This window comes from Bartonella alsatica, from assembly GCF_013388295.1.
Classification (GTDB): Bacteria; Pseudomonadota; Alphaproteobacteria; order Rhizobiales; family Rhizobiaceae; genus Bartonella; species Bartonella alsatica.
In genome coordinates, this window is sequence record NZ_CP058235.1 from 935,305 (window position 1) to 949,826 (window position 14,522).

The window sequence follows — 14,522 nt, forward strand, 5'->3', positions numbered from 1 at the left end:
TATGAAAAAGTCTTTTATCAAAAAAATGCTCTCTTTTAAAAAGCCTAAAGAGCCGGAACTGCAACGAATTTCCACTCCGTATGAAGCTGATATGAAAGACAAAAATGGAATTACAAAAAACAATTTGTCCCCTATAGAAGTTGTAAAAGAAGAGCAAACAGAAAATCAAAGTACAACACCTAAAAACCATACTGGAGAAACACGACCTTTTGAATCCCATTCTGGCAAAGTAATTGTCACAAACACAATTAGTGAAAAAAAAATTGAAGAACTTTCATCAGTATCCTCTGTCGAACAGAAAAAAACAGCGTGGTTTTGGCGCCTTAAAAAAGGTTTAGCCCTTTCTTCACAACGCTTAAACGAATCGATTGGTGACCTCTTTGTTAAAGGAAAACTTGATGAAGACACATTACAAGAGCTAGAAGATATCCTTATCCAAGCTGATCTTGGTGTAGAAACGGCTACACGTATTACCGATAATCTAGCTTCCAATCGCTATGAGAAGAATCTATCTTCAGATGACATTCACACCATTATGGAAAATGAAATAAAGAAAGTGTTGGAACCTGTTGCAATTCCACTAGAACTTGATCTTAACCATAAACCTCACGTTATTTTATTGGTAGGTGTAAATGGCACTGGAAAAACGACAACTATTGGAAAACTTGCAGCAAAACTCACCTCAGGAGGATTAAAAGTTATGCTAGCTGCCTGCGACACATTCCGCGCCGCAGCTATTGAACAGCTACACGTTTGGGGTGACCGTACAGGATCTCCTGTTATTTCAACAAAACTCGGTGCAGATGCAGCTAGCTTAGCATTTGATGCTTATGAAAAAGCAAAAAAAGTAAATAGTGATGTATTGATTATTGACACAGCTGGACGCCTACAAAACAAAACTGAACTGATGGACGAATTGGCAAAAATCATTCGTGTTTTAGGCAAACACTCTCCCCAAGCCCCCCATACAATCCTTCAAACGCTTGATGCAACCACTGGGCAAAATGCACTAAATCAAGTAGATACTTTCCGTAATATTGCTGGTGTTAATGGTTTAGTCATGACAAAGCTCGATGGTACTGCACGAGGAGGAATTCTTGTCGCCATTGCAGCAAAATATAACTTACCCATTTATTTTATTGGTATAGGTGAGAATATAGAAGATCTTCAGCCTTTTTCTGCTTCTGACTTTGCCAAAACCATCGTAGGAAGGTACGCATGAAAAAAAACTCTTTTAAGCTTAATTCACACAAAACCCCTATTTCAAAAAATATCAAGAATAACCAAAAAAAGCACCTTTCACCAACATTTAAATTTCTCTTAGAAATGGGACCATTGGTTGTATTCTTTTTTGCTAATTATAAAGGGGAATGGTTGATAAACAATATTGGAATTTTTAAAAATTTTAATAAACCTATTTTTCCTGCGACAGCTTTGTTCATGGTGGCAATCATTGTTTCTCTAAGCTTATCATGGATTTTTGTGCGAAAAATTCCTATAATGCCCCTTATCTCAGGAGTTTTTGTTCTGGTCTTTGGGTTTTTAACTCTTTGGCTTCACAATGATACTTTTATCAAAATGAAACCAACAATAATTAATAGCTTATTTGCTCTTATTCTTTTTAGTGGTATTTTTTTAAAAAAACCACTTTTGCGTTATGCTTTAGATTCTACTCTAAAACTTGACGATTTAGGATGGCAAAAACTCACCTATCGTTGGGCATTCTTTTTCGTTTTTCTTGCGCTTTTGAATGAAATCATTTGGCGTAATTTTAGCGATAATTTTTGGACCAGTTTTAAAGTATTTGGTGTTATGCCCCTAACAATTCTCTTTGCGCTTATCCAAATGCCCCTTATTCTTAAACACTCAAAAGGTTTTTTTACAGAAAAGGACAAGTCTGATTCTTAAACGTACATTGCCCATCACTATACATTATTTTGTAGATTTATCGCTGTAAACTATTTATGGAGAGTAATGTGCTAATTGAGCAATTTATCTGTAGAAAAGATAATTTTGGTATTCTCATTCATGATGAAAAGAATGGTCACACAGCCGCAATTGATGCACCTGAAAGTAAAGCGATTCATAGAGCTCTAAAACGTCGTAACTGGACACTTCAAGCTATTTTTGTGACTCATCATCATCACGACCATGTAGAAGCACTAGAAGAGTTAAAACAAGTTTATAAAGCTGTAGTTATTGGACCGGAAGCAGAAAAAGAAAAAATTAAACATCTTGACCAAACACTTCAACCTGATGAGTATTTTTTCTTTGGTACACACCCGCTTTTGGCTATTTCAACACCTGGTCATACTTTAGGCGCATTATCTTACTACTTTCCTGAAGAGGATTTACTCTTTGCCGGAGACACACTTTTTTCTCTTGGTTGTGGGCGTCTTTTCGAAGGAACACCTGCGCAGATGCTGGATTCCTTAAAAAAGCTTCGCCAACTTCCGGATGAAACGCAACTTTATTGTGGTCATGAATATACCAAAACTAATGCTCTTTTTGCACTGACTCTTGATCCACAAAACCAAAAACTTCATCAGAGAAGAGAAGAGGTTTTTTTGTTGCGTGCTAAAAATGCTATGACTTTACCTGTAACCTTAGGACAAGAAAAAGTTACCAATCCTTTTCTTCGCTGGGATGATATTGTTCTACGAAAAAAACTTGCAATGACAGATGCAACAGATGAAGAAGTCTTTGCTGAAATCCGAAAAAGAAAAGATAATTTTAACTATGTTTAAGTTTGTAGTGCATTTGTTTTTCCCTTTTATTTTTGTAATATATACTCAAGAAATAGCGACAAAGAGAATAGAAAATCGATTTTGTTTCGCCATATATCATTAGAAATTTTTCTTTAACAGAAAATTTCCTTTTAAAAATAGAATAAGCCTATAAAGGTTGTAAAGCCTTACCACAAGGACAAAAAGCACCGATATCACACTTGATAAAAGTTTTGAAAGTAGCATCTCTTTTATTTCTGCTTATCCAAAACTAATGAAAATTTTAAGAAAAAATGGGGTTACACTCAGAAACTTCGTTCTTGATCTCATAGCCTTTCAAGCAACAATTAATAATGCTTTTCCACAATCCTGAAGAATTAAAAAAGGAGAGTGTTTTTAAGAAATTTGGAATCCGGTAAAAAATATGTACAGAATAACCGAAATTTTAAGAGCATATTGTGAATAGAATTTATATTATTTTAATCACTTAGTTTTGCAAACGTCTACAGATTTCATCCAATTGTTCTAATGAGGAGTAATGTATTTTTAGATCACCACCCTTTTTACCATGTCGGATAATAACTTTCATGCCAATTACATCTGCAAGCAATTTTTCTAAAGATTTTGTCTCTGCATCTTTTTCCAAAGAAGTTCGTTTTTTGACTCTAGGATTTGCCTGTTCGTATGCAAGTATCTCTGTTTGACGCACTGAAAGACCTTCACGAATAATTTTTTCGGCAAAATCTTGAGGATTTTCGACGGTAATAAGACAGCGTGCATGACCAGCAGAAAGTTGCCCATCAGTTAAAAATTGCTGTACTTTTGATGGAAGTTTTAACAAACGAAGCGTATTTGCAACATGACTTCGGCTTTTTCCAATCACTTGTGCTAAATCTGCTTGCGTATATCCATGCTCATTCAGTAAAACTTCATATCCCATTGCTTCTTCGATAGGATTAAGGTCGGCACGCTGAACATTTTCGATAATTGCTAATTCTAAAGCCGTCTTATCATCCACATCTCGAATAATGACTGGCAATTGTTTTAAATTAGCTCGTTGTGCAGCACGCCACCGCCGTTCGCCAGCAATCAATTCAAACCGCTGTGGATGATTAGGCGAAGATCTTACAATAACAGGTTGAACAACACCATGCTGGCGAATTGATTGTGCCAAATTATCAAGTTCTGAATCGGTAAAATGGCGCCGTGGATTGTGTGGATTACACGAAATAGATTCAAGTGGGATAAGTCGCTCAGAAAATGTAGAAACTGTACTAAACTCTGCTAATTTTTCAGCATTTTGTGAACGTGTAAGACTATTATTCAAATTGATATCACCAATCAATGCTGCCAATCCACGTCCTAATCTTTTTTTTGATTGATCATCATTCATAATCTTGCTCTTTGAGTTTTCTTTACAAAAATTATTTTTTTACATTTCTAAGCAGCAGCGTATGCTTGTTTTTCACGTTGAATCATTTCCGACGCCAGACGCAAATAAGCCTGACTACCTGCACACTTTAGATCATAAAGCAATACTGGTTTACCGAAAGAAGGAGCTTCTGATACCCGCACATTTCTTGGAATAACGGTACGGTAAACTTTATCTCCCATAAAAGAACGTACATCTTCAACAACTTGATTTGAAAGATTATTACGTCCATCATACATGGTAAGAACAATACCTTGAATTTCTAAAGATGGATTAAGAACAGATCGTACTTGTTTTACTGTTTCAAGTAATTGACTTAAACCTTCAAGTGCTAAAAACTCGCATTGCATAGGTACTAAAATAGAATCTGCTGCACCCATAGCATTGAGTGTTAGAAGATTAAGTGATGGAGGACAATCAATTAAAATATAACTGAATTTTCTTTCCATCTTTGGATCATCATAAAGTGCCTTACGTAACCGTTGAATACGATCTTTTGATGAAGAAATTTCCATTTCTACACCTAAAAGATCGAGAGTTGAAGGCACAATATAGAGATTTGGTACAGCTGTTTTTAAAGCTGCTTTTGTCACTGAAATTCCCAAAACCAAAACATCATACGAGGACAAAGGACGGCTATTACGATCTATTCCTAATCCTGTACTGGCATTGCCTTGTGGATCAACATCCATAATTAAAACATTTTCTCCAATGGCTGCTAAAGCTGTTGCAAGATTAATTGCTGTGGTTGTTTTTCCGACCCCACCTTTTTGGTTTGCAATAGCGATAATCCGTGTTTCGCTCATTTTGCTTTACCCTCTACATGATCGAATATGAGAAACTTCTAAAATAACAGAATTTTCATCAATTTTACTTTTATGTTTTAGCAGATCAAATTGCCAATTGGCAGAGGCATTTTTTATTTCTGTAGAGTAATCCCGTCCTTTTTGCAAAAGAGCTATTGTTTTTTGTGTTAATAAAGGGAAAATAAGCCTTAAAAGATCATCAAGCGAAGCTAATCCACGAGCTGTTATAACTTCTGGTGTCCTTATTTTTTTGTACACATCCTCAATTCTACAGTGATAAACTGTTGCTGGAAGATCCAGTTGAGCAATAACTGTTCGTAAAAAAGCTACTTTTTTTCCATTACTTTCAACAAGGTCAATGTGTCCTGCTTTTTTTTCCTTCAGAAAAATAGCAATAACAATTGCGGGAAAACCACCACCTGATCCAAGATCACACCAATGCAGAAAATCACGATATAAAGGATATATTTGTGCCGAATCTAAAATATGACGTACCCACAGAACTGGTATTGTTGTAGCGGATATTAGATTAATATGCATATTCCACTGCATTAATAAAGTTTCAAATCGTATTAAATATTCCATCGTTTCACGTGAAACAGAAGGAACTATATTTAAGAGCGCTTGATATTTTTGTTCTGTCGAAAGATTCATTTAAGCTATTTTAGCCTTTTCACGTCGTTGACGTTGAATATACGTAATAATAAGCGATAATGCTGCAGGTGTCATACCATCAATTTTTTGTGCATCAGCAATCGAACGCGGCGAAATTTTTTGAATTTTTGTTTTAAGTTCATTTGAAAGACCCGAAATCGACTGAATATCAAGAGTAGAGGGAATTTCTAGACGTTCATCTCGCTGAAGAGAAGCAATATCTTGTGCTTGTTTTTCTAAATAAACTGCATATTGTGCTTCAATTTCTAAAGATTCAACAGTTTTACAATCAATTGACTTTAATTGTGGCCAAAAATGTGAAAGGCGTTCTAAAGTCATATGAGGATAAGAAAGAAGATCATAAGCCGAGCGTCGGATTCCATCGTGATTGATTTGTAATCCATAAGCGGATGCTTCATTAGGCGTTAGAAAAAGCTCTTGGCACATTGATCGTGCTTGATCAAGACGTTGTTGTTTTTTCTTATAACAATCCCAACGTAATTTACTTACAATACCCCATTTTTGTGCTAAAGGTGTTAAACGAGTATCAGCATTATCAGAACGCAAAGACAAACGAAATTCAGCACGTGATGTAAACATTCGATAAGGCTCACAAACCCCACGCGAAACTAAATCATCAACCATTACTCCTATATAAGCTGTAGAACGACTTATAACAATTTCACCTAAACCACCTACTTTACGTGCAGCATTCAAGCCAGCTAAAAGACCTTGTGCAGCAGCTTCCTCATAACCTGTTGTACCATTAATTTGACCTGCTAAAAAAAATCCTTTTAAACAGCGTAATTCTAAGGTTCTAGTTAATTGTTGTGGATTAACAAAATCATATTCAATAGCATAACCAGGTTGTAAGATTGTAACATTTTCTAATCCTTCAATAGTTCTCAATAAAGAAAGTTGTATATCTTCAGGAAGAGAAGTAGAAAGACCATTTGGATAAATAGTATCATCATTTAATCCCTCTGGTTCCAAAAAAATTTGATGTCCATCACGTTCTCCAAACTTAACGATTTTATCTTCAATAGAAGGACAATAACGTGGACCTAACCCTTCAATAGCTCCAGAATACAAAGCAGATCGATGAACATTTTCACGAATAATTTCATGTGTTTTTGTATTTGTACGTGTTATTGCACATTCAATTTGGGGCTGTTTAATTTTTTCTGTTAAAAGAGAGAAGGGAACTGGATCTTCATCAGCTTGCTGTTTTGAAAGGCGTTCCCAATGAATTGTTTTTTTACTAATACGTGCCGGAGTTCCTGTTTTTAATCTTCCAAGATTTATATTATAACTTTTTAAACGTTCAGCAAGTTGTACACTTGATTGATCTCCCATACGCCCAGACATTCGTGTTTTATTTCCAATATGAATAAGTCCATTTAAAAAAGTACCTGTTGTTAAAACAACAGCACTGGAAAAAAGTATCCCTTTATTTTTTAAAACAACACCTGAAACACTATTATCTTTAACAATCAAATCAATAACTTCATCTTCGATAAGAATGAGATTATCTTGTTCTTGTAAAAATTCTTGAATTGCTTTTTTATAGAGTTGTCTATCAGCTTGTGTACGTGGTCCCCTTACCGCTGGTCCTTTACGTCTATTAAGAAGTCTAAATTGAATTCCAGCAGCATCTGCTGCTTTTCCCATAAGACCATCCAAAGCATCTATTTCACGAACTAGATGCCCTTTTCCAAGACCACCAATAGCAGGATTACAGGACATTGTTCCTATGGATGCTATTTTATGTGTAATAAGAGCTGTCTGTGCTCCAACACGCGCTGAAGCTGAAGCAGCTTCACAGCCAGCATGGCCACCTCCAACAACAATGACATCATATGATTGCATTAAGCTTTATCCCATAGAGAACTGTTCCAAAGTTTCACGTGAAACAGAATATAGAGAATACATGATCTTTTTAATCTGTCTATGAAATAATCAATGTTTCACGTGAATCATTACTTGCCAACACAAAATTCCGAAAAAATAATATCAAGCAAATCCTCAACATCTATATCGCCCGTAATTTTTCCAAGAAAATCACTTGCACGACGAAGATATTCCGCACGTAAACTTAAATCAAGATCATAATTTATAGAAGCCTCAATTTCTTTAACAGCCTCTTTTAATAATTGAAGTTGCCTTTTACGTGCTGGAATAAGATTTCCAATTTCAGTAGAACGATGTGAACAAAATGACTCAAGTTCCTTAATAAAATGATCAAAATTTAAACCTGTGGATGCAGAAAACTGTATTAAAAAATGGGATTCATTTTTTTTACAAAGATCAAGCTTATTACCGACACACCATATTTCAGCCGAAGTTTCTGGTAATTTGATCTCCTTTGGCTTTACCATATCATAAACCAAAATAACCAAATCAGCGTCTCTAACATGCTGTTTTGCGACTTCTATTCCTAATTGTTCGATTTTGTTTTCTGTTTCTCTAAAACCAGCAGTATCTGTTAAAAAAACCGGCAAACCACCAAGAACAAATCTTACTTCTAAAGCATCCCGAGTTGTTCCTTCTTCTTCTGTTACAATAGCGACAGGTTTTCCAGCTAAACGATTTACAATACTTGATTTTCCAGAATTTGGAGCTCCAGCAATAACAATTTTTAACCCATCACGTAATATACTTGCACGCTCTCCTTCAGCAATATGGTTTCGAAGAGAAATACAAAGATTTTCCACATCTTTCCATACTTTATCAGATATAGAATCTGGAATATCAGCCTCATCAAAAAAATCAAGCTCCGCTTCAATAAAAGCACGTGCTTTCATAAGTTTATTGCGCCAATCGCGATAAAGTGTTGTTAAACGTCCACTTGCACCCATAATCGCTAAACGCCGCTGACTTTCTGTCTCTGCCTCTATTAAATCAGCAAGACCTTCTGCTTGAACAAGATCTAACTTTCCTTTCATAAACGCACGACGCGAAAACTCACCTGCCTCTGCAATACGGCAACCAGAAAATGTAGATAATTCATCGAGAAAACGATTTACAACTGCTTTTCCTCCATGCAAATGAAATTCTGCACAATCTTCCCCTGTGAAACTATGAGGAGCAGGAAAAAAAACAGTCAAAGCAGAATCTAAAAAGCTACCGTCACGAGCAGTAAGATTTCCATAATGCATAAACCTGGGCTTGGGTAAACAACCACAAAGCGTATTAACAACATTTATTACATGAGGGCCAGAAAGTCGAATGACAGCAACCCCTGAAGGCAACAATCCACTCGAAACAGCAAAGATTGTATCCACAGGATGTATCCTAACAAAAATAATATTTTTATGTATTCATTGAATCAAAAAACTCACTATTATTTTTAGTTTGTTTTAATTTATCAATCAAAAATTCAATCGCATCTGTAACATTCATAGGTGCTAAAATACGACGAAGTACAAAAATTTTGTGTAAATCTTGTCGTGCAACTAAGAGTTCTTCTTTGCGTGTTCCTGACTTTAAGATATCCATAGCTGGGAAAATACGTTTATCAGCAACTTTACGATCAAGAACAATTTCTGAATTACCTGTTCCTTTAAACTCTTCAAAAATAACTTCATCCATACGACTACCAGTATCAATCAAAGCCGTTGCAATAATAGTTAAAGACCCACCTTCTTCAATGTTACGTGCTGCACCAAAAAAACGTTTTGGACGTTGTAAAGCATTTGCATCCACACCACCTGTTAAAACTTTACCTGATGAAGGAACAACCGTGTTATATGCACGCCCAAGACGTGTAATAGAATCGAGAAGAATAACAACATCACGCCCATGTTCAACGAGGCGTTTAGCTTTTTCAATAACCATCTCAGCCACTTGAACATGACGTATTGCTGGTTCATCAAAAGTAGAAGAAACCACCTCTCCTTTAACAGAACGCTGCATATCAGTAACTTCTTCTGGTCGTTCATCTATTAAAAGAACAATGAGATAACACTCAGGATGATTGGTGGTGATAGAATGAGCAATATTTTGAAGTAAAACCGTTTTACCTGTTCGAGGAGGGGCTACAATTAATCCTCGCTGACCTTTTCCCAACGGAGAGATCAAATCGATCACCCGTGATGACATATCCTTTTCTGTAGGATCTTGTATTTCCATCTGAAAACGTTCATTTGAATAAAGGGGAGTGAGATTATCAAAGTGTATTTTATAACGAATTTTTTCAGGATCTTCAAAATTAATTGTATTAATTTTAAGAAGAGCAAAATAACGTTCTCCTTCTTTTGGACTTCGTATGGGACCTTCAACAGTATCGCCTGTTTTTAAAGAAAAAGACTGAATTTGTGCAGGTGAAAGATAAATATCATCAGGACCCGGAAGATAATTAGCATCAGCAGATCGCAAAAATCCAAATCCGTCTTGTAAAACTTCAACAACTCCTTCTCCTATAATTTCTACATCTTGCGAAGCAAGTTTTTTCAAGATAGCAAACATTAATTCTTGCTTGCGCATCAAAGAAGCATTTTCAACTTCCAATGTTTCAGCAAAAGAAACAAGTTCAACGGGATTTTTACTTTTAAGTTCTTGTAGTTTCATTTCTTGCATGAAAAATATGCTCTTTAATAAATAGGAAACAAACCTTGAATTAATTATGGAAATTTAGAAAGCGAAATATTCTTATAGGAAAAGATTACTGTACACTCAATTTTTTCAATCTGCAAGCACCATTTATACAAATTATTTTTGCATATAGTGAAGTAAATATATAAAGAAATCAATTATGTAAATTGATACATTCGGAAATGAATACTTTATAAAAAATTTAAATAATATTCAACTAAACTTAAATAAAACATCGTTATATATAATATAAATATGAAATAATATTTATTTTTTAAAATATATATTAAGTGAATTTACAAAATTATTTTAATTTTTCAAGCTAATTTTTATATCAATAAATTTGAAAGAAGAGAGATTATTCTTATTAAAATCTGTGTTTAATGTGAATTATTAATTATGCATTATTTATCCTCAATTTTATGCACAAATATAAAAAAGAAAAAAACAAATATAACATTATTTTAAAGATATTATCCCCATCCTTTCTTCATAAGAGGAGATTAGTTATCATAACTATACAGTTTGTGTATAATAATGGAAAGTTTTTTCTGAGTTTTAGTTTTTTAAAAATTAATGAGCATATATACACATTTGTTAACAAGGAGTTAAAATTTTTGTGACAAGAGAAAAAAAATCCTTTCATTTACACATGCTTTCTGATGCAACGGGGGAAACATTAATCTCTGTTGGAAGGGCTGTAGCATCACAATACACAATGAGTCAGGCTACAGAACATATCTATCCGATGATTCGCAATGAAACGCAGTTACAAAGAGCTCTTGATGAGATACAGCAAGAGCCCGGTATTGTTCTTTACACAATCATTGATAAAAAAATTAAACTCCTTCTTAAGCGAAGATGTGAGAAAATGAAAGTTCCTTGCGTTGACATACTGCACCCTGTTTTTGATGCTTTTCAGTCTTACTTAGGAATGCTTACAAATTTGCGTGTCAGTGCTCAGCATGATCTCAATGCAGATTATTTTCGTCGTATTGAGGCGTTAGATTTTACAATAGAACATGATGATGGACAATCTCCTAATAGCTTGTCAGATGCAGATGTAATACTTGTAGGTATTTCAAGAACTTCTAAAACGCCAACCAGTATCTATTTAGCAAATCGTGGAATAAAAACTGCTAATGTTCCTCTTATACCAAGCATTGATTTACCTGAAGCTCTTTTAGAAGCAAAAAATGCTTTGATTATTGGCTTAATCGCTTCAGCTGAGAGAATCTCACACATCCGCCAAAATAGAGCTTTTGGGAATGGTTTTTCTCTTGAAAATTACACTGATAGAATCAGTATAGCTGAAGAATTGACCTATGCAAAACGCATTTTCGAGCGTTTTGATTGGCCTATTATTGATGTAACAAGACGCTCTATTGAAGAAACCGCTGCAGCGATATTTGAACTTTTATCACGATTTCGTGAAAGAAGATGAAAGAAAACTTTTATGGTAAAAGATACATTAATATTAGCATCTCTTAGTTCTTATCGTGCACAATTGTTGAAAAAAGCAGGTTTAAGTTTTCTTATTGAAGGGGCTTCTTTTGATGAAAGAGAGGTGGAACGAACAGCAAAAGTAAAGACACCTAAAGAACTTTGTTGCTTTCTTGCAAGTGAGAAAGCAAAAACTGTTTCTGTTCGCTTTTCTAATGCTTTAGTTATTGGTTGTGATCAAATACTTGATTTAGAAGGACAGATTCTTCATAAAGTTATAAGTAACAAGGAAGCACGTCAACGTTTATATACTTTATCAGGTAAAACTCATTCTCTTCATAGTGCAGTAGCTTTATTTCGAAATGGTCAAAAAATTTGGGTTGAAGCTTTTAGTGCTCATATGTCGGTACGGCCTCTCTCATCCGAATTCATTGAACGTTATTTGGCGCGTGTAGGGACAGATGTCTTAAACAGTGTAGGAGTGTATCAAATTGAAGGAGAAGGAATTCAACTTTTTGAAAAAATTGACGGAGATTTTTTTACTATTGTTGGTTTACCAATATTACCTTTATTAATAAAACTGCGTGATTTAGGAGTCATTGATGACTAATTTATCAATAAAGTACAAAGAGAAAAATTCTACACGTGCTTTTGTTGTTGGTTATCCTATTCATCATTCAAAATCGCCGAAAATTCACAATTTTTGGCTTAAGCAATACGGTTTACAAGGTGAATATCTAGCACAGGAAGTGATACCTGAGAGATTCAAAAAATTTTTTGTATCTATGCAAAAAAGAGGTTTTTGTGGAGGTAATATTACTTTACCTTACAAGCAAGAAGCTTTTCGTTTAGCGAATCATAAAGATGAGGTGGCAACAATGATTGGTGCTGCTAATACGCTATGGTATGAAGGAAACAAACTTTGTGCTACAAATAGTGATGCTTATGGTTTTAACGCCAATCTTGATGATTTGGCTCCGGGGTGGACTGGAGAAACAGCTCTTGTTTTTGGTGCAGGGGGTGCTGCACGAGCCATCCTATATGCTTTAAAAAAGCGAGGATTTGAACGTATTTGTTTACTTAATCGTACAAAACAACGGGCAGATAGTTTAGCCGAGCATTTCGGAAAACCTGTTGAAGTTCACGATTGGAATGATGTTGATAAGATAATTTATCAAGCTGATTTGATTGTTAATACGACTTCTATAGGTATGACAAATCCACACGAAAAAAAAAGCGCTTCTTTTTTTTGCGATTTTCATAAAACAAAAACAACAACATTGGTGACAGATATTGTTTACACCCCATTGATAACACCCTTTTTACAACAAGCAAAAGCTCACGGTTTAAGGACAGTTGATGGTCTTGGCATGCTTTTACATCAGGCTGTTGTTGGTTTTGAAAGATGGTTTGGAATAAGACCACAGGTGACAGAGGCGTTACGGGCGGCAATTTTAGAAGATATGGGTGAAGAAAAAGGATGAAAATCATAGGACTAACCGGATCAATAGCTATGGGAAAATCAACAGTAGCCGATTTTTTCAAAAAAGCAGGTATTTCCGTTTTTAGTGCTGATGATACGGTACATCAACTTTATAAGAGTGAACCAACTTTATCACTTATAGAACATACTTTCCCTGGTGTTATCGAAAATGGTGAAGTTAATCGCCTAAAACTTTCTAAGATTTTAATCAATGATAATGAAAAATTACAAACATTAGAAAAAATAATTCACCCTTTAGTTCAGGAAAAAGAAAAAGAATTTATTAATGAAGCACGTCAAAAAGGAAAAAAATTGATTGTTCTTGATATTCCTTTGCTTTTTGAAACAAAAAGTGAAAATCGTGTAGACAGCGTAGTCGTTGTTTCTGCACCACTGGAAATACAAAAAAAACGCGCAATGATTCGTCCAAATATGAATGAAGAAAAATTTGCATTTATTAATGCCAAACAAATATCTGATGAAAAAAAACGGGAACGTGCTGATTTTGTCATTGATACAGGAAAAGATTTAGAGAATACATGTCAACAAGTCTTTTACGTGATAAAAAGTTTGCTAAAGAATTGAAGTAATGCGTGAAATTATTTTTGATATAGAAACAACAGGTTTGAATAAAGAAAAAGATCGCATAATCGAAATCGGTTGTGTAGAAATGGTGGATCGCTATCTTACAGGGCGACGATTCCACGTTTATTTGAACCCGCAAGGAGTTATTATTCCTGATGAAGTTGTAGCGATTCATGGATTGACTAATGAACGCTTAAAGAATGAAAAAAACTTTAGTGATATTGCCGATGCGTTTTTGGAATTTATAAGTGGTGCAACAATGATTGCTCACAATGCAAGTTTTGATATTGGTTTTCTTAATGCAGAGTTAGAACGGTCAAATAAGCTACTTATCAGTGTTGATAATGTTCTTGATACATTGGCTATGGCACGACGCAAATTTCCTATGGGACCTAATACCCTTGATGTTTTGTGTAAGCGTTTCGGTATTGATAATAGCCATCGCGTTCTTCATGGTGCTCTACTTGACGCGGAGATTCTCGCCGATGTTTATATTGAATTAATTGGTGGAAAACAGGGTGTTTTTGGTTTTGATAACAGTAGGAATATCGATGAGGACGTTCAAAATGACAAGAATGTTTTTTCAGTAGCTAAACTTCGTCCACAAATCCTATCTCCTAGACTAAGTGAGCAAGAAAAAAATATGCATGCAAATTTTATAAAACAAATGGGTGAAAAAGCTTTGTGGAATTGTTTCAAAATCTCCCAATAACTTTTTTTCCCTAAAAAGATAACTTATTGTAGAAATAGTAAAAAAAACACGGCCGTTGTGGGGAGGGGAACACCACAACGACCCTTTA

At 34.9% G+C, this 14,522-nt stretch carries 14 protein-coding genes; 8 read left to right on the forward strand and 6 right to left on the reverse strand.

Annotated elements, in window-relative coordinates; all coding sequences use genetic code 11:
* Window position 1: 1 nt before the first annotated feature.
* The 3 genes from ftsY to gloB all read left to right on the forward strand — a co-directional run bounded on the left by ftsY (window position 2) and on the right by gloB (window position 2,747).
* Window positions 2-1,222 carry a signal recognition particle-docking protein FtsY gene (gene ftsY / locus HWV54_RS03915; RefSeq protein ID WP_005866517.1) on the forward strand — a complete coding sequence of 407 codons (1,221 nt, stop codon included), beginning with the start codon at window positions 2-4 and terminating at the stop codon, window positions 1,220-1,222.
* On the forward strand, window positions 1,219-1,908 hold the full coding sequence (locus tag HWV54_RS03920; RefSeq protein WP_005866515.1) for a septation protein A: 690 nt from the start codon (window positions 1,219-1,221) through the stop codon (window positions 1,906-1,908). The genes ftsY and HWV54_RS03920 overlap by 4 nt, the downstream gene beginning before the upstream one ends.
* A 68-nt stretch (window positions 1,909-1,976) precedes the next feature.
* A complete protein-coding gene (gene gloB / locus HWV54_RS03925; RefSeq protein ID WP_005866514.1) occupies window positions 1,977-2,747 on the forward strand; it encodes a hydroxyacylglutathione hydrolase in 771 nt (256 codons plus the stop codon).
* A 466-nt stretch (window positions 2,748-3,213) separates the two neighbouring features.
* Here the strand turns inward: gloB and HWV54_RS03930 are convergent, their stop codons facing one another.
* The 6 genes from HWV54_RS03930 to rho all read right to left on the reverse strand — a co-directional run bounded on the left by HWV54_RS03930 (window position 3,214) and on the right by rho (window position 10,196).
* Window positions 3,214-4,119: a ParB/RepB/Spo0J family partition protein gene (locus HWV54_RS03930; RefSeq protein ID WP_005866512.1), complete on the reverse strand. Its 906-nt coding sequence runs from the start codon at window positions 4,117-4,119 to the stop codon at window positions 3,214-3,216.
* 47 nt (window positions 4,120-4,166) lie between these two features.
* Entirely contained in the window at window positions 4,167-4,964 is a 798-nt protein-coding gene (locus HWV54_RS03935) for a ParA family protein (RefSeq protein ID WP_005866510.1), read from the reverse strand.
* A gap of 6 nt (window positions 4,965-4,970) precedes the next feature.
* Window positions 4,971-5,618 carry a 16S rRNA (guanine(527)-N(7))-methyltransferase RsmG gene (rsmG, locus tag HWV54_RS03940; protein WP_005866508.1) on the reverse strand — a complete coding sequence of 216 codons (648 nt, stop codon included), beginning with the start codon at window positions 5,616-5,618 and terminating at the stop codon, window positions 4,971-4,973.
* Entirely contained in the window at window positions 5,619-7,487 is a 1,869-nt protein-coding gene (mnmG, locus tag HWV54_RS03945) for a tRNA uridine-5-carboxymethylaminomethyl(34) synthesis enzyme MnmG (RefSeq protein WP_005866507.1), read from the reverse strand.
* 110 nt (window positions 7,488-7,597) lie between these two features.
* Window positions 7,598-8,902, reverse strand: a complete 1,305-nt coding sequence (gene mnmE / locus HWV54_RS03950; RefSeq protein WP_005866505.1) for a tRNA uridine-5-carboxymethylaminomethyl(34) synthesis GTPase MnmE — start codon at window positions 8,900-8,902, stop codon at window positions 7,598-7,600.
* Between the two features lie 28 nt (window positions 8,903-8,930).
* A complete protein-coding gene (gene rho, locus HWV54_RS03955; protein ID WP_005866504.1) occupies window positions 8,931-10,196 on the reverse strand; it encodes a transcription termination factor Rho in 1,266 nt (421 codons plus the stop codon).
* 634 nt (window positions 10,197-10,830) lie between these two features.
* Here rho and HWV54_RS03960 point away from each other — a divergent pair.
* The 5 genes from HWV54_RS03960 to dnaQ are packed head-to-tail and all read left to right on the forward strand — an operon-like array spanning window position 10,831 to window position 14,434.
* On the forward strand, window positions 10,831-11,655 hold the full coding sequence (locus tag HWV54_RS03960) for a pyruvate, water dikinase regulatory protein (RefSeq protein WP_005866503.1): 825 nt from the start codon (window positions 10,831-10,833) through the stop codon (window positions 11,653-11,655).
* A 12-nt stretch (window positions 11,656-11,667) separates the two neighbouring features.
* The gene (locus HWV54_RS03965) at window positions 11,668-12,264 is read left to right on the forward strand and encodes a Maf family nucleotide pyrophosphatase (protein WP_005866502.1); all 597 of its coding nucleotides are present in this window, start codon (window positions 11,668-11,670) and stop codon (window positions 12,262-12,264) included.
* On the forward strand, window positions 12,257-13,138 hold the full coding sequence (locus tag HWV54_RS03970; protein WP_005866501.1) for a shikimate dehydrogenase: 882 nt from the start codon (window positions 12,257-12,259) through the stop codon (window positions 13,136-13,138). The genes HWV54_RS03965 and HWV54_RS03970 overlap by 8 nt, the downstream gene beginning before the upstream one ends.
* Window positions 13,135-13,722 carry a dephospho-CoA kinase gene (gene coaE, locus HWV54_RS03975; RefSeq protein ID WP_040296409.1) on the forward strand — a complete coding sequence of 196 codons (588 nt, stop codon included), beginning with the start codon at window positions 13,135-13,137 and terminating at the stop codon, window positions 13,720-13,722. Before HWV54_RS03970 ends, coaE begins: the two co-directional genes overlap by 4 nt.
* A gap of 4 nt (window positions 13,723-13,726) precedes the next feature.
* Entirely contained in the window at window positions 13,727-14,434 is a 708-nt protein-coding gene (dnaQ, locus tag HWV54_RS03980) for a DNA polymerase III subunit epsilon (protein ID WP_005866499.1), read from the forward strand.
* Window positions 14,435-14,522 lie beyond the last annotated feature (88 nt).